The 15497-nt window shown below is 66.7% G+C and carries 11 protein-coding genes and 1 riboswitch; of the genes, 7 read left to right on the forward strand and 4 right to left on the reverse strand.

Features of this window, described 5'->3' with window-relative positions:
- Nucleotides 1-129: 129 nt before the first annotated feature.
- Both AC1D1F_RS20285 and AC1D1F_RS20290 read left to right on the forward strand, forming a co-directional pair.
- Nucleotides 130-2901 (forward strand): circularly permuted type 2 ATP-grasp protein, encoded by a 2772-nt coding sequence (locus tag AC1D1F_RS20285; protein ID WP_477696682.1) that lies wholly within the window; start codon nt 130-132, stop codon nt 2899-2901.
- A gap of 24 nt (nt 2902-2925) precedes the next feature.
- Complete coding sequence (locus AC1D1F_RS20290) at nt 2926-3861, forward strand: transglutaminase family protein (protein ID WP_477675528.1); 936 nt, start codon at nt 2926-2928, stop codon at nt 3859-3861.
- On the opposite strand, the gene AC1D1F_RS20295 is transcribed toward AC1D1F_RS20290, so the two are convergent.
- Nucleotides 3845-4786 carry a LysR substrate-binding domain-containing protein gene (locus AC1D1F_RS20295; RefSeq protein WP_477675529.1) on the reverse strand — a complete coding sequence of 314 codons (942 nt, stop codon included), beginning with the start codon at nt 4784-4786 and terminating at the stop codon, nt 3845-3847. The two genes, AC1D1F_RS20290 and AC1D1F_RS20295, sit on opposite strands and share 17 nt — an antisense overlap.
- A gap of 82 nt (nt 4787-4868) precedes the next feature.
- Here AC1D1F_RS20295 and AC1D1F_RS20300 point away from each other — a divergent pair, with 82 nt between their 5' ends.
- The 4 genes from AC1D1F_RS20300 to AC1D1F_RS20315 all read left to right on the forward strand — a co-directional run bounded on the left by AC1D1F_RS20300 (nt 4869) and on the right by AC1D1F_RS20315 (nt 8599).
- Nucleotides 4869-6056 carry a pyridoxal-phosphate dependent enzyme gene (locus AC1D1F_RS20300; RefSeq protein ID WP_477675530.1) on the forward strand — a complete coding sequence of 396 codons (1188 nt, stop codon included), beginning with the start codon at nt 4869-4871 and terminating at the stop codon, nt 6054-6056.
- A 56-nt stretch (nt 6057-6112) separates the two neighbouring features.
- Nucleotides 6113-7078 carry a tripartite tricarboxylate transporter substrate binding protein gene (locus AC1D1F_RS20305; protein ID WP_477677973.1) on the forward strand — a complete coding sequence of 322 codons (966 nt, stop codon included), beginning with the start codon at nt 6113-6115 and terminating at the stop codon, nt 7076-7078.
- Nucleotides 7079-7198: 120 nt separating this feature from the next.
- Nucleotides 7199-7651, forward strand: coding sequence for a RidA family protein (locus AC1D1F_RS20310; RefSeq protein WP_477677974.1), 453 nt, complete (start codon nt 7199-7201; stop codon nt 7649-7651).
- Between the two features lie 185 nt (nt 7652-7836).
- Nucleotides 7837-7993: riboswitch (FMN riboswitch) on the forward strand.
- Nucleotides 7994-8083: 90 nt separating this feature from the next.
- Nucleotides 8084-8599 (forward strand): 6,7-dimethyl-8-ribityllumazine synthase, encoded by a 516-nt coding sequence (locus AC1D1F_RS20315; RefSeq protein WP_477677975.1) that lies wholly within the window; start codon nt 8084-8086, stop codon nt 8597-8599.
- Between the two features lie 41 nt (nt 8600-8640).
- Here AC1D1F_RS20315 and parC read toward each other — a convergent pair whose 3' ends face one another.
- From parC to AC1D1F_RS20330, 3 genes are all read right to left on the reverse strand, one after another.
- The gene (gene parC / locus AC1D1F_RS20320; RefSeq protein WP_477677976.1) at nt 8641-10998 is read right to left on the reverse strand and encodes a DNA topoisomerase IV subunit A; all 2358 of its coding nucleotides are present in this window, start codon (nt 10996-10998) and stop codon (nt 8641-8643) included.
- A gap of 137 nt (nt 10999-11135) precedes the next feature.
- Nucleotides 11136-12008 (reverse strand): lytic transglycosylase domain-containing protein, encoded by an 873-nt coding sequence (locus AC1D1F_RS20325; protein ID WP_477677977.1) that lies wholly within the window; start codon nt 12006-12008, stop codon nt 11136-11138.
- A complete protein-coding gene (locus AC1D1F_RS20330; protein ID WP_477654201.1) occupies nt 12008-13978 on the reverse strand; it encodes a DNA topoisomerase IV subunit B in 1971 nt (656 codons plus the stop codon). The genes AC1D1F_RS20325 and AC1D1F_RS20330 overlap by 1 nt, the downstream gene beginning before the upstream one ends.
- Nucleotides 13979-14167: 189 nt before the next feature.
- Here AC1D1F_RS20330 and AC1D1F_RS20335 point away from each other — a divergent pair, with 189 nt between their 5' ends.
- Entirely contained in the window at nt 14168-15388 is a 1221-nt protein-coding gene (locus AC1D1F_RS20335) for an MFS transporter (RefSeq protein ID WP_477696683.1), read from the forward strand.
- Nucleotides 15389-15497 lie beyond the last annotated feature (109 nt).

The raw sequence follows: 15497 nt of genomic DNA on the forward strand, positions 1-15497 counted from the left end.
GACAGGCCCATCAGCCTGTCTTATGGCTGCAACAATTGCATGCGCAAGCGGCATAAATAGCCGCTTTGGCCGGAAACCAGCCCCTCATTGAGTCTTTGCGCTCCTGGGCCGCAGGCATACTTGCAGCACGTGGAAAATAACACCCAGTCCCTTTTTGCCGCCCAGGCGCTCGAATCCCCCTGCGCCCTGGCCGCCGCGCTGGCGCCGCATGCGGCAGCCGGCCATTTCGACGAGTTGCGGGGCCGTGCCTCCGAAGGCCCCGCGCCCGTGGAAGCGGCCGCGCCCGCCCAGCCCGCCTTGCGCGCGGCCGGCAGCGCCCCTGAAGCCGCCGCATCCCAACCCGAAGCCGCCGCCCCCGACGACAGCCTGTCGCCCGACTGGGCGCGTTTTTTCAACTTCCTGGGCACCGACGGTTTTTACGACCTGAACCACCGCACCGCCAACCTGCGCCGCCAGATCCGCGACAACGGCGTGACCTACAACGTCTATGCCGACGCCAACGGCCCGCAGCGGCCCTGGGCGCTGGACCTCTTTCCCATGATGGTTTCGGCCGGCGACTGGGCGGAGATCGAGGCCGGCATCCAGCAGCGCGCCCGCCTGCTGGACCGTGTCATGGCCGACATCTACGGCCCGCAGGAGCTGCTTTCCAAGGGCCTTTTGCCCAGCGCGCTGGTGCATGCCCACCCGGGTTACCTGCGCGGCATGCAGGGCGTGCAGCCGGCCGGCGGCACCTACCTTCACATAGCAGCCTTCGACATCGCCCACGGCCCCGACGGCCGCTGGTCGGTGGTCTCGCAGCGCACGCAGGCGCCTTCCGGCCTGGGCTACCTGCTCGAAAACCGCCTCACCATCTCGCTCTTGTTCCCCGAAGCTTTCCGCGAAATGCAGGTCGAGCGCCTGGGCGCCTCGTACAAGGCGCTGGTCGACGGACTCAAGGCCATGAGCCCGGGCGACGGCAACGAGGAAAGCCGCGTGGTGCTGCTGACCCCGGGGCCTTACAACGAAACCTATTTCGAGCATGCCTACCTCGCCCGCTTCCTGGGCCTGACGCTGGTGGAAGGCAGCGACCTGCTGGTGCGCGACGACAGGCTTTACCTCAAGACCCTGCGCGGGCTGGAGCCGGTGCATGGACTGCTCAAGCGCCTGGACGACGAATTCCTGGATCCACTGGAGCTGCGCTCGGACTCCACGCTGGGCGTGCCCGGCCTGCTGCAGGTGATACGCGCGGGCAATGTGCTGGTGGTCAACACGCCGGGCTCGGCTTTCCTCGAATCCAGCGCGCTGCTCGGTTTCCTGCCCGCGCTGTCGGAACACCTGCTCGGCGAAACGCTGGCGCTGCCCTCGCTGGCCACCTGGTGGTGCGGTGAGCAGGCCGTCATGCAGGACGTGCTGGGCCAGCTCAAGAACTGCGTGATCAAGCCGACCTACCCCGGCTCGGGCATGGAGTCGGTGATAGGCCATACGCTGTCGCGCCGCGCGCTCGACGAATGGGCCGGCCGCATCGTGCGCCGCGGCGAAGACTACACGGTGCAGGCCTACCTGCCGCTGCCGCAGACCCCCACCTGGCAGGGCGAGCGGATTTCCCCGCGCTCGGCCATGCTGCGCGTGTTTGCGGTGGCCGACGGCAAGGGTTCCTGGCAGGTGCTGCCGGGTGGGCTGGCGCGGCTGGCCGGCAAGAACGAAAACATGTCCTCCATGCAGCACGGCGGCAGCAGCGCCGATGTGTGGGTGCTGGGCGATACCTCCGCGGCCAGGGCCGGGCACGCCGGCGTCCCGCGCGCCGAGCAGCCCGCGCCGGCCTGGGCCGCTGCGCCGCTGCGCCACCGCCCGCCGGTCACCAGCCGCGCGGCCGAAAATCTTTTCTGGCTGGGCCGCTACACCGAGCGCGCAGAGAACTCCACGCGCCTGGCGCAGATCACGCTGCAATGCCTGGGCGGCGAAGACCAGACCTCACAGCCGCTGCTAGCCTGGCTGACCAGCATGGCCGTCGGCAATGCGCTGGTGCTGGACAGCGTGCCGCCGGCCACACAGGCGCGCCGGGTCTTTGAACGCGCCTTGATCGCCAACCTGGCCGACACCGAGCAGGCCGCCAGCGTGGGCTACAACCTGCGCGCGCTCAAGAGCGCGGCTTCGGCCGTGCGCGAACGCCTGTCGCAGGAACAGTGGCACATGATCGTGCGCACCGAGGCTGATTTTTTCCAGCGCTGCTCGATTTTCAGCAGCGTGGGCCAAAGCCAGACGCAAAGCCAGGGCGGACAGAGCCAGCAGCAGACCAGCCAGTACCTGCTCGAATACTCCTCGGTCGAGGCGCTGCGCGCGCTCGAATCGGCCAGCGGTTTCCTCTCGGCCATGACCGGCGCGCAGACCGACCGCATGACGCGCGACGACGGCTGGCGCCTGCTTAGCATGGGACGCCTCATCGAGCGGCTCAACACCCTGGCCGGTGCGCTGGTGCGCGGTTTTGAAACCGGCTCGGTGTTCGAGGAAGGCGGCTTCAACGCCATGGTGGCACTGTTCGACAGCACCATCACCTTCCACGCGCAATACCAGCAGCGCCGAGACATCCCGGCCCTGCTCGATTTGCTGGTGCTGGACCGCGACAACCCGCGCTCGCTGGGCTGGGTGGTGCAGACCCTGCGCGGCCGCCTGGCCAAGCTGGCCGGTAGCGCGCCGGGCGACATGCCCGAGCTTGCGATGGAACTGCCCGATCCCGGCAGCTGGGCCCTGGCCGACCTGTGCGCGGACATGCAGACCGAAGGCGACGGCGAGGGCCAGTGTCATGACGGTCGCCTGGTCGAGCTGCTGCGGCAATGCTGCGATGCCGCGCTGGATCTGTCGGACACCCTGAGCCGCCGCTACTTCAGCCACGCGGCCTCCGGCAGCCAGAGCCTGGGCGCCTGAGCGCCGGGACAAGCGAGTCATTCCATGCTGCTGCACGTCGTCCACGAAACCCGCTACCGCTATGCGCCGGCGGTGGAAAATGCCCACCACGTGGTGCACCTCAAGCCCGCCAGCCGCAACGGCCAGAGCCTGCTCAGTTACGCGCTGCACGTGGACCCGGCGCCCGTGCAGTTGCGCGAGACCGTGGACGTCTACGGCAACACGCGCAGCTATTTTTCGCTGCAGGCCGCGCATGAAAGCCTGACCGTGGTGGCCGACAGCGTGGTCTCTACCTCGGTGGCCAACCCCTTGCAATCCGAAAGCTCGCTGTCTTCCGGCGGGCCGGTGTCGCCGCCCTGGGAGCAGGTGCGCGAGCAGTTCCGCTACCGCGCCGGCGCGGCCTACGACAGCGCCTCCGAATTCCTGTTCGCCTCACCCTATGTGCCGCGCGATGAGGCTTTTGTCGAGTTCGCCCGCCCCAGCTTCCTGCCGGGCCGGCCGCTGCCCGAAGCCGCGCGCGACCTGATGGAGCGCATCCACCACACCATGGCCTATGAGAGCGAAAGCACCGAGGTCAACACGCCGGCGCTCGAGGCGCTCAAACAAGGCAAGGGCGTGTGCCAGGACTTCGCCCACATCATGGTGGCCTGCTGCCGCGCCATGGGCCTGCCGGCGCGTTATGTGAGCGGCTACCTGCTGACCAGCCCGCCGCCCGGCCAGCCGCGCCTGGTTGGCAGCGACGCCTCCCATGCCTGGGCCTCGGTCTACTGCCCGGGCCTGGGCACCTGGCTGGATTTCGATCCCACCAACAACCGCGCGCCGGGCGAAGACTACGTCACGCTGGCTACCGGCCGCGACTTCCTCGACGTCTCGCCCATGCGCGGCGTGATACGCGGCGGGGCGCAGCACATTCTCGACGTGGCCGTGACGGTGGAGCCGCTGCCAGAGACCGAAGTCCAGTCCCTTACGACGGGGAACTGAGCGGCGCTTCGCCCAACAGCGAGCCTTCGGGCAGGCTGCCCACCAGCCGGCGCCGGCACAAGCCCACAAATTCCTGCGCGGCGCCCGACTGGGCCTGCAGCGGCTTGAAAGCCAGCAAGGCGCGAAACGACACGTCGGCCGCCAGCGGCACGCTGCGCAGGCCCAGCGCCAGGTACTCGCGCGCCACCAGTGGATTCGTCACCGCCAGCCCGGCGCCGGCCAGCACCAGCGCGCATTGCGTAGCGCTGTAAGGCGTTTCAATCACAAAGCGCGCCTGCACCCCGGCCTGCGCGAGCGCCGCTTCCAGGCGCCGCTGCGCCGGGTCGGAGGCCGACAGGCCCACCAGCGGCACCTCCTGCAGGTCCTGCAAATGCAGCAGCTGCTTGCGCGCCAGCGGATGGGCGGCCGGCATGATGCAGACGGCGGGCGCCTGGTAGAACAGCGAAGACACCAGGCCGCTGGTGTCGGCCTCGTCGCCGAGGAAGGCCAGGTCCACCGCCCCCTGGAACAAGGCTTCGCGCAGCACCTTGGAGCTGTCGACCAGCAGCAGGCAGCGCGTGCGCGGGTAGCAGCGCTGGAACTCGGCCAAAGCCCAGGGCATGACGCTGGCGGCCATGGCGTGTAGCGAACCTATGCGCAGCACCGTGTCTTCATGCGACTGCAGCGCCACGATTTTTCGCTGCACGGCTTCCAGGCCTTCGTAGACCCGTTCCACCTCTTCCATCAGCGCATGGGCTTCGGGCGTGGGCGTGAGCTTGCCTTTGGGCCGGTCAAACAGCTTGAGGCCGGCGCGCGCCTCCAGTTGCTGCAGCAGCTGCGTGACGGCCGGCTGGCTCACGTGCAAAGCCGCAGCCGCGCGGTTGGCCGTGCCCAGGCGCATGACCATGCGGAACACTTCGATCTGGCGTGCGCTTGCTTCGGCCATGGTGGACTCCTATAAGTTTTACTTATTCTAAATCGCCATCAGGCGCTGCACGGCCACCTCCGGCCTTCGTACCATTGGCCGCATGAATTCCCTTGTTTCCCAACCCGGCGCGGCGCCCCTCACCGTGGTCCGCAACCCGCAGCTGTCCGGGCTGCGCTGCATCCACTGTGCCCGCGAATACCCCTTGCGAGACCTCCCGGCCGGTTGCCCGCACTGCGCAGCGACGGGCACGCCCGCGAGCCTGGAAGCGGTCTATGCCGAACTGCCCAAAACCCTCAAATTCACCAGTACGGGTTATAAGTGGGGCGCCTGGCTGCCCTACACCCAGGGCGTTTCCCTGAGCGAAGGCGGCACGCCCTGCCTGGACCTGCCGCGCCTGGCGCGCGCTTTCGGCCTGCGGCAGCTGTCGGCCAAACACGAGGGCATGAACCCCACGGGCTCGCACAAGGACCGCATGTCGGCCCAGGCCGTCAGCCGGGCGCTGGACGTGGGCGCGCAGACCGTGGTTCTCGCCTCCAGCGGCAACGCGGCGGTGTCGGCCGCGGCTTATTGCGCGGCCGCCGGCCTGGCCTGCGAAGTCGCCACCTACCACGACATGCCGGAGCCCTATGCGCGCGCGCTGCACCGCCTGGGCGCCAAACGCCTGGCCTTCGAGCGCGGCTTCGGCCGCTGGGAACACCTGCGCCGCCGCGTCGAGCAGGATGGCGCCTTCGCACTGACCAACTACAGCGTGCCCGCCGTCGGCAGCCCGGCCTTCGGCGTCGAGGGCTACCGCGCGGTGGCGCTCGAATGTGTGGCCGATGGCTGCATCCCCGACCACGTACTGGTGCCCACGGCGCGCGGCGACCTGCTCTGGGGGCTTTACAGCGGGTTTCGCGACCTGCTGCAGGCCGGGCTGGTCGCGCGCATGCCGCGCCTCTGGGCGGTCGAGCCTTTCCCGCGCCTGTCTCGCGTGCTGGGCGGGGAATCACCGCAGTCCGAATTCGCCGGCCAGACCGCGCAGTTTTCCATCGCCGGCAGCACCGTCACCTTGCAGCAGGCGCTGGCCGTGCGGCGCTCGGGCGGCGGCGCGGTGGTGGTGGACGACGCCGGCGCCGTGGAAGGCAGCAGGCAGCTGGGCGCGCAAGGCCTGTGGGTGGAACTGTGCGCGGGCGCCTGCCTGGGCGCGCTGGCGCAGTTGCGTGCGCGCGGCGAAATCGCGCCTTCAGAGCACGCGCTGCTGCTGCTGACCGCCAAGGGTGACCGCGACACCTTCGACGCCTTGCCTTGACCTCCTCGATTCCCCGACTCCCCCGACCCCTCCCCCAGACCGCAAAGGATTTCCCCATGAAGACCCGACTGTTCACCGCCCTCTTCCTGGCCGGCGCCGCCTTGATCAGCGCAAGCGCCCATGCCGCCTACCCCGACAAGCCCCTGCGCCTCATCGTGCCCTGGGCGCCCGGCGGCAGCACGGACGCGATCGCGCGCGCCATCGCGCAGCGCATGGGCGAGACCATGGGCCAGAGCGTGGTGGTGGACAACCGCTCCGGCGCCTCGGGCCGCATAGGCACCGAGGCCGCGGCCAAGGCTGCGCCCGACGGCTACACCTTCGCCATCGTCGAGTTGCCGCATGCGATCGCGCCGGCCGTGTTCAACAAGATGCCTTATGACCTGCTGCGCGACTTCACGCCGGTTTCCATGGTCGGCACCTCACCGCTGATGCTGTTCGCCGGCGCGGCGTACAAGAACGGCGACATCAAGGGCTTCCTCAAAAACCACCGCAACAGCAAGGTGCCGCTGGCCCTGGCCCACAGCGGCAACGGCTCCATCAGCCATCTGTCGAGCGAGTTGTTCGCCACCGCCACCGGCATCAAGGTCAACGCCATTCCCTACCGCGGCTCGGCGCCGGCGCTCACCGACGTCGCGGCCGGCCAGGTGGACGCGCATTTCGCCACGCTGGCGAGCGCCAGCTCGCTGTTGGGCGCGAACAGGATTTCAGCCCTGATGGTGACCGGCAACACGCGCCTGGCCGGCTTGCCCGACGTCCCCACCGCGCGCGAAGCCGGCATGGAAGGCATGCAGTTCAACCAGTGGTGGGCCCTGGTGGCGCCGGCCACCACGCCCATCGAGATCGTCGAGCGGCTGCGCAACGAAGCCGTCGCGGCGCTGGCCCACCCGTCGACGCGTGAGCGGCTCACCACGCTGGGCATAGACCTCAAGGGCTCGAGCCGCGACGAGTTGCGCGCCTTCATGCGCAGCGAGGTGGACCGCTGGGGCGCCGTGGTGCGCAAGGCCGGCATCAAGCCCGAATAAGCCAGCCCCGCTGCATCACTTCCTTTCATGCCGCTACAGGCCCGCCCGCTGGCGGGCCCGCCCTACAATTCCCTGCACCACCCCGCCTGCGGGAACCGCCTTCAACCAAAGGGAAACACCATGAGCGCCTACGACAAGCTGAAAGCACTGAACATCACCCTGCCCCCCGTCGCGATCCCCGTCGCGGCCTACCTGCCCTTTGTGCGGACCGGCAATCTGGTGTTCCTGAGCGGCCACATCGCCAAGAAAGACGGCAAGCCCCTGGTCGGCCAGCTCGGCAAGAACATGACGACCGAAGAAGGCAAGGCCGCCGCGCGTTCGGTCGCCATCGACCTGATGGGGACGCTGGAAGCCGCCGTCGGCCTGGGCAAAGTCAAGCGCATCGTCAAGCTCATGAGCCTCGTCAACTCGACCGGCGACTACACCGAGCAACACCTGGTGACCAATGGCGCGAGCGAACTGTTTGCCGAAGTCTTCGGCGACGCCGGCAAGCATGCGCGCAGCGCGTTTGGCGTGGCCCAGGTTCCCATGGGTGCTTGTGTCGAGATCGACCTGGTCGCGGAAGTCGAATAAGTTCGCGTGATGAAACAGGCGCTGCTCGTCATCGATGCCAGCGCTGGCTGTTCGACACATTGCTGCGGCCCTTTGAGGCCGCCGGCAGCGGAAATCCTGTTCGGCCAGCAGGCCCAATAATTCCCGGGCAACGACCGGCGGTCACCCGGCCTTAAACTCAGACCGTCCCGGCCATTTCGCCGGGGCAGCGTTCTCAGGGCGGGGTGAAATTCCCCACCGGCGGTGTTTGCAGGCAACTGCATCAGCCCGCGAGCGCCCGCACCTCTTCACCGGGGCGCGGGGTCAGCAGATTCGGTTCAACTCCGAAGCCGACGGTCACAGTCCGGATGAAAGAGAGCGCGATGCAAACGGCTGTGCCGTGGGCGCCTGCGCGCTCATGGCCGGCCGCAGGCTCGTGCGCCCTGATTCTGGTAATACCTACAGAGGCCATCCATGAGTCAGACAAACAGTTCAGTCGCTTCCCCTTCCGCCATCCATTCCGGTGGCGCCCCCAAGGCTCGTTTCGCCTTTATCCAGTCGTCCTGGCACGAAGACATCGTGGACCAGGGGCGCGGCGCCTTCCTGGCCGAAATGGCCAGGCAGGGCGTGGGCCCTGAATCCATAGACACGTTTGAAGTGCCGGGCGCCTTCGAAATTCCCCTGCACGCCAAAAAACTCGCGCAGTCGGGCCGCTATGCGGGAGTGGTCTGTTGCGGGCTGGTGGTGGACGGCGGCATCTACCGCCACGAGTTCGTCGCCGATGCGGTGATCAGCGCGCTGATGGGCATACAGCTGGAAACCGGCGTGCCGGTGTTTTCGGCAGTGCTGACGCCGCAGCATTTCCATGAGCACGAAGAGCATCGCCAATTTTTCACCGCGCACTTCCTGACCAAGGGCAAGGAAGTGGCGCAGGCCTGCCTGGAGACGGTGGCGAGCCTGAAAAAGCTCGAGTCATTGCTCGCGGCTTGATGAGAAGGCCGAGCCCGTAGCGTTGCGCTACGGGCGTACGCTTACTCGACGCGCGCGATACCGCTGGGCTTGAAGCCCAGGTCGGCGGCCTTGCCCTTGCGCGCGCGTGCCGCGCGGGCGTTGTTCAGCGTGCGGATTTCCAGTGTTTCTTCGCGCGCTTTGCCGCCGCGGCCTATGCCTTCGATCTTGACGCTGCGAGTGTAAGCCGCCGCGCCGGCGAGGGTGTCCTTGGCTTCGAGGTCAATCAGCATCAGGCCGCGTCCGCCGGCGGCCTGCATTTTCAGCTCGCCGATTTCAAAGGTCAGGATGCGGCCGCCGGTAGAGGCGCAGGCCACATGCGTGGCGGGCACCATCGGCGTCGTGCCGCTGTTGAAGGCGGCGTGCGAGGGCCTGCAGATGGTTTCGCCTTCGGCGCAGCTGATGAAGGCCTTGCCGGCCTTGAGGCGCGACGTCATGTTCTCGACCGTCGCGAGGAAGCCGTAGCCGCCACTAGCGCTGAGCAGCAGCGCGGCATTGGACGGGCCCGCGAAGTAATGCACCAGCTGCGTGCCGGATTCGAGGTCGATCAGGGTGGTCAGCGGCTGGCCGTCGCCTCGCGCGCCGGGCAGCACGGACACCGGCACCGAATAAATGCGGCCGCGCGAACCGAAGGCCAGCAGCGTGTCGACAGTGCGGCATTCAAAGGTGCCGTAGAGGCCGTCGCCGGACTTGAAGGCAAAGCCCGCCGGGTCATGGCCGTGGCCGCTGCGCGCGCGCACCCAGCCCCGGTCGCTGATGACCACGGTCACCGGCTCGTCCAGTACCTTGACTTCGAGCACGGCTTTCTTCTCGGCCTGGATCAGGGTGCGGCGCGCATCGGCGAACTGCTTGGCGTCGGCCTCGATTTCCTTGATCAGCAGGCGCTTGAGCGCCGCCGGGCTGCCGAGGATTTCCTCGAGCCGGCCCTGCTCTTCACGCAGGTTTTTCAGGTCCTGCTCGATCTTGATGGCTTCGAGCCGCGCGAGCTGGCGCAGGCGGATTTCAAGAATGTCCTCGGCCTGGATTTCGCTGAGCTTGAAGCGCTCGATCAGCGCAAGCTTGGGCTCATCCGACTGGCGGATGATGGCGATGACCTCGTCGATGTTGAGCAGCACCAGCTGCCGCCCTTCGAGGATGTGGATGCGGGCCAGCACCTTGTCGAGACGGTGCTGCGAACGCTTTTGCACCGTGGTCTGGCGAAATTCGATCCACTCCGTCAATATCTGGCGCAGGTTTTTCTGCGTCGGCTTGCCGTCCAGCCCGACCATGGTCAGGTTGATGGGCGAGGAGCTTTCCAGGCTGGTGTTGGCCAGCAGGGTGTTGATGAGTTCGGACTGGCTGATCTTGCTAGTCTTGGGCTCGAACACCAGGCGCACGGCGGCGTCCTTGCTGGATTCGTCGCGCACCACGTCGAGCACGGCCAGGATGGTCTGCTTGAGCTGCACCTGGTCCTGGCTCAGGGCCTTTTTGCCGGCCTTGATCTTCGGGTTGGTGATCTCTTCGATTTCTTCAAGCACACGCTGGGTGCTGACACCGGGTGGCAGTTCCTGCACCACCAGTTGCCACTGGCCGCGCGCCAGTTCCTCGATCTTCCAGCGCGCACGCACTTTGAGCGAGCCGCGGCCGGTGCTGTAGGCCGCCGCGATTTCCGCGCTGCTGGAGATGATCTGCCCGCCGCCCGGATAGTCGGGCCCGGCGATCAGCGTGAACAGTTCTTCATCGCTGAGCTTGGGCGCCTTGATGAGGGCCACGCAGGCGTCGGCCACCTCACGCAGGTTGTGGCTGGGGATTTCGGTGGCCAGGCCGACGGCAATGCCGCTGGCGCCGTTGAGCAGGGTGAAGGGCAGGCGCGCGGGCAGCTGGCGCGGCTCTTCAAAGGAGCCGTCGTAGTTGGGCACAAAGTCGACCGTACCCTCATCCAGCTCGTCGAGCAGCAGGGTCGTGATGCGCGCCAGCCGCGCCTCGGTGTAGCGCATGGCCGCCGCGCCGTCGCCGTCGCGCGAACCGAAGTTGCCCTGGCCGTCGACCAGCGGGTAACGCTGGCTGAAGTCCTGGGCCATGCGCACCATGGCGTCGTAAGCCGCCTGGTCGCCGTGCGGATGGTATTTGCCGAGCACGTCGCCGACCACGCGGGCACTCTTGACCGGCTTGGCACCGCTGGCGCCGTTGGCGCCGCCGAAGCCCAGGCCCATGCGCGACATGCTGAAGAGGATGCGGCGTTGCACCGGCTTCTGGCCGTCGCAGACGTCGGGCAGGGCCCGGCCTTTGACGACGCTGAGCGCGTATTCAAGGTAGGCCCGCTGCGCGTACGCGGCCAGCGAATCCTGGTCGGCGGGTTCGGGAATGGGGGCGACTGCGTCCGGTGTGAAAAGATCATCCATCGTGATTTGGCTTGGGCTAGGTCAGGTTATGCCGGGCCGGTGCGCACAGCGCGGCCGGTACAGGATTATGAAAAGAAAAAAGAGGGGAGCCGCTTTCAGGCTGCCGGGTTGCCGGCGGGACTCCGGATGCATGGGCGTCAGTTCCGCTCGGGTGGGGCCTCAGGCGTGGCGGTGGACGCGACGGTGGTCGGCACCATGTTGCTGCGACCCGTGGCGCCGCCCATCATCTCCATGCGCACCCGGCCGCCGCTCGCGCTCATCATGCTGGGCGGCTTGAGGTGGTTGTAGAGCTGCATCACGGTCTTGACGTAGTTTTTGGTCTCGGGGTAGTTGGGGATTTTGTTGCCCGCGCGCTGCACGGCGCCTTCACCGGCGTTGTAGGCGGCGATCGCCAGCTCAAGCTGGCCCGGGAACATGGCGATCAGGTCGCTGAGGTAGCTGGAGCCGGCCCGGATGTTGGTCTTGGGGTCGGTGAGCTTTTTGTGGACCGTGGAATCCTTGCTGGCCCGCACGCCATATCGCTCGGCCGTGGGCGGGATCAGTTGCATCAGCCCGACCGCGCCCTTGGGCGAGACGGCCTGGGTGTTGAAGCCCGATTCGGTGGCGATCAGCGCCTGCAGCAGTTCGTAGTCGATGCCGTGCGTGACGGAAGCTTCACGCAGCAGGTGCTTGACGGCCTTGTAGTTGGGCGACACGTCGAAGTAGGCCAGCAGCTTGGGCGGCGCGGCGGCCACGCCGGTGGCGCGATTGGCGCCGCTGCCGACAGCCTTGCCGCTTCGGCCCACGTTGTCGCCGGCGCTAAAGCTTTCGCTGCCACGGAAAAAGAGTTCATAACGGTCGTCCAGCCGCACAGCAGAGAAGTGCGCGATGCCGTCCTTGTCCACGTAGCCCCAGATGTCGGCGTGGGCGGGAGAGGTGAACAGCGCTGCCAGGCCCATGACCATCAAAGGCAGGCCCAGCGCGCGCAGGGGCCGCCGCAGAAAGGATAAAAAGGTCTCAGGCAGCTTCATCAAATATCAATCTCCACGGCATCGCCGTGCAACTCCATCAGTTCGCGGCGGGCCGCGGCTTCGCCCTTGCCCATCAGCTTGGTGATCAGGCTCTCGGTTTGCCCGAAATCCTGGTTGCCCAGTTGCACGGGCAACAAACGGCGGGTATCCGGATTGAGTGTGGTTTCCCACAGTTGTTCCGCACTCATTTCGCCCAGGCCCTTGAAGCGGCTGATGCTCCAGGCGCCTTCGCGCACCCCGTCCTTGCGTAATTTATCCAATATGGCGGTCAATTCACCTTCGTCCAGGGCATAGACCTTGGACGCAGGCTTTTTGCCCCGCGCGGGCGCATCGACCCGGAAAAGCGGCGGCCGCGCGACATACACATTACCCGATTCAATCAATTTGGGGAAATGGCGGAAAAACAGCGTGAGCAGCAGCACCTGGATGTGGGAGCCGTCGACGTCGGCATCGCTCAGGATGCAGACCTTGCCGTAGCGCAGGCCGCTCAGGTCGGGCGTGTCGTTCGGGCCGTGCGGGTCGACGCCGATGGCGACCGCGATGTCGTGGATTTCGGTGTTGGCAAACAGGCGATCGCGCTCGACCTCCCAGGTGTTGAGCACCTTGCCGCGCAGCGGCAGGATGGCCTGGCTTTCCTTGTCGCGGCCCATTTTGGCGCTGCCGCCGGCCGAGTCGCCCTCGACCAGGAAGACTTCGTTGTGGGCCAGGTCGCGGCTTTCGCAGTCGGTCAGCTTGCCGGGCAGCACGGCCACGCCGGAGCCCTTGCGTTTTTCGACCTTCTGGCCGGCCTTCTGACGGGTTTGCGCGGCCTTGATGGCGAGTTCGGCCAGCTTGCGGCCGTAGTCGACGTGCTGGTTGAGCCACAGTTCCAGCGTCGGGCGGACAAAGCTGGACACCAGCCGCACGGCGTCGCGGGAATTGAGGCGCTCCTTGATCTGGCCCTGGAATTGCGGATCCAGCACCTTGGCGCTCAGCACATAGCTGGCGCGGGCAAAAACGTCTTCAGGTAGCAGCTTGACGCCCTTGGGCAATAGCGAATGCAGGTCGATAAAGCTCTTGACGGCGTTGAAGAGGCCGTCGCGCAGGCCGCTTTCATGGGTGCCGCCGGCGCTGGTGGGGATCAGGTTGACGTAGCTCTCACGCACCGGCTGGCCGTCTTCGGTGAAGGCCACGCACCATTGGGCACCCTCACCTTCGGCGAAGCTGTCGTGCTGGGAATCGGCAAAACCTTCACCTTCGAACATCGGGATGACGGGGTCACCGTTCAGCGTCTGCATCAGGTAATCGCGCAGGCCGCCTTTATACGACCAGGTCTGGGTGTCCTTGGTCTTCTCGTTGGTCAGCGTGACGGTGACGCCGGGCATGAGCACGGCCTTGCTTCGCAACAGGTGCGTGAGCTCGGCCATGGGCAGCGCGGCCGACTCGAAGTATTTGGCGTCGGGCCAGGCGCGGACGGTGGTGCCGGTCTTGCGGTCGCCTTCGCCGTTTTTGCGCAGGTGCAGCTTTTCGATGACGTCGCCGCCCGAAAACACCAGGCGGGCCACCATGCCTTCGCGGTAGGACGTGACTTCCAGGCGTTTGGACAGCGCGTTGGTCACGCTGACGCCCACGCCGTGCAGGCCGCCCGAGAAACTGTAGGCACCGCCCTTGCCCTTGTCGAACTTGCCGCCAGCGTGCAGGCGGGTGTAGACGATCTCGATGACCGGCACCTGTTCTTCCGGGTGCAGGCCGAAGGGAATACCGCGGCCGTCGTCGTCGACGCTGACCGAGCCGTCGGTGTGCAGCGTGACCTTGATCTTCTTGCCGTGGCCGGCGAGGGCTTCATCGGCGGAGTTGTCCAGCACTTCCTGGATGACGTGCAGGGGGTTGTCGGTGCGGGTGTACATGCCCGGGCGTTGCTTGACGGGCTCCAGGCCCTTGAGCACGCGGATCGAGCCTTCGGAATATTCGGTGGGTAGTTTGTCGGCCATGGCAGATGAAAGAATTGCCGCAATTGTAGTCCGGGCCGGAAAAGTCACTGTACAAACATACAGTCCACCCGATTCTGGCGCGGGAACGAAAGGCGGGCACGGCAGCGTTTCGCCATTTTCGTTACAGTCGGCGGATAGCTTCCCTGCCGCCCCAGGCCTTTCCTTTTTCGCCGCTTACGGCGACCGTCCATGACCACCGACACCAAAAAACTCTCCATGCTGCAGGTGCTGATCTGCGGCGCCACCATCGTCACGCTGTCCATGGGCATACGCCACGGCTTCGGGCTGTGGCTGCAGCCCATCACCCAGGCCCAGGGCTGGACGCGCGAAACCTTTGCCTTCGCGCTGGCGGTGCAGAACCTGTCCTGGGGCGTGTTCGGCATCTTCGCCGGCATGGCGGCCGACCGCTTCGGCGCTTTCCGCGTGATCGTGGGCGGCGCCCTGCTGTACGGGCTGGGCCTGGTGGGCATGGCGCTGTCGCCCACGGGCTTTCTGTTCACCATGACGGCCGGGGTGCTGATAGGCGCGGCGCAGGCTGGAACCACCTATGCCGTCATCTACGGCGTGATAGGCCGCAACATTTCGGCGGAAAAACGCTCGTGGGCCATGGGGGTGGCTGCGGCGGCGGGCTCCTTCGGCCAGTTCCTGATGGTGCCGGTCGAAGGCCTGCTGATCAGCGGCCTGGGCTGGAAAGAGGCCCTGCTGGTGCTCAGCGGCGCCGTGCTGCTGATCGCGCCGCTGGCGCTGGGCCTGCGCGAAGGCGGGTTTGCCGGCGGCCAGCCCGCCAAACGCGAGCAGACCATCGCTCAGGCGTTGCGCGAAGCTTTCAAGTACCCGAGTTTCCAGCTGCTGATGGCGGGCTACTTCGTCTGCGGCTTCCAGGTGGTGTTCATCGGCGTGCACATGCCCAGCTACCTCAAGGACAAGGGCCTGTCGCCCCAGGTGGCCAGCTATGCGCTGGCGCTGATCGGGCTGTTCAATGTCTTCGGCACCTATATCGCCGGCTCGCTCGGCCAGAAAATCGCCAAACGGAAAATCCTGGCGACGATTTACCTGTCGCGTGCGGTGGTGATCGCCGTGTTCATCGCGGCGCCCCTGAGCCCGCTGAGCGTCTACATCTTCGCCAGCCTGATGGGCCTGCTGTGGCTGTCGACCATCCCGCCGACCAACGCCGTGGTGGCGCAGATCTTCGGCATCCAGCATCTGTCGATGCTGGGCGGCTTCATCTTCTTCAGCCACCAGATCGGCTCCTTCCTGGGCGTCTGGCTGGGCGGCTATCTATATGACCGCACCGGCAGCTACGACATCGTCTGGTACATCGCCATCGCGCTCGGCGTGTTTGCCGCCCTGGTGAACCTGCCGGTGCGCGAGGCGCCGATCACACGCGCCGGCGTGCCGCAAGGGGCCTGAGATGGCCAAAAAAGCCGGCCTGTGGGCGCTCGCGGTCATCGCGTCGCTGGGGGTGTTTGCCCTCTACACACGGCCGGAATTTCTTCTCACACTCGCAAATCAGATCTGG

This window comes from Polaromonas sp. P1_H6, from assembly GCF_056405195.1.

Bases quoted from the DNA above. Each gene is read 5' to 3' on its own strand.
- AC1D1F_RS20305 (WP_477677973.1), top strand. From the start codon at position 6,113: ATGAAGACCCGACTGTTCACCGCCCTCTTCCTGGCCGGCGCCGCCTTG.
- AC1D1F_RS20325 (WP_477677977.1), bottom strand. From the start codon at position 12,008: ATGAAGCTGCCTGAGACCTTTTTATCCTTTCTGCGGCGGCCCCTGCGC.
- AC1D1F_RS20335 (WP_477696683.1), top strand. From the start codon at position 14,168: ATGACCACCGACACCAAAAAACTCTCCATGCTGCAGGTGCTGATCTGC.
- AC1D1F_RS20290 (WP_477675528.1), top strand. From the start codon at position 2,926: ATGCTGCTGCACGTCGTCCACGAAACCCGCTACCGCTATGCGCCGGCG.
- AC1D1F_RS20310 (WP_477677974.1), top strand. From the start codon at position 7,199: ATGAGCGCCTACGACAAGCTGAAAGCACTGAACATCACCCTGCCCCCC.
- AC1D1F_RS20315 (WP_477677975.1), top strand. From the start codon at position 8,084: ATGAGTCAGACAAACAGTTCAGTCGCTTCCCCTTCCGCCATCCATTCC.
- AC1D1F_RS20300 (WP_477675530.1), top strand. From the start codon at position 4,869: ATGAATTCCCTTGTTTCCCAACCCGGCGCGGCGCCCCTCACCGTGGTC.
- AC1D1F_RS20330 (WP_477654201.1), bottom strand. From the start codon at position 13,978: ATGGCCGACAAACTACCCACCGAATATTCCGAAGGCTCGATCCGCGTG.
- AC1D1F_RS20295 (WP_477675529.1), bottom strand. From the start codon at position 4,786: ATGGCCGAAGCAAGCGCACGCCAGATCGAAGTGTTCCGCATGGTCATG.
- parC (WP_477677976.1), bottom strand. From the start codon at position 10,998: ATGGATGATCTTTTCACACCGGACGCAGTCGCCCCCATTCCCGAACCC.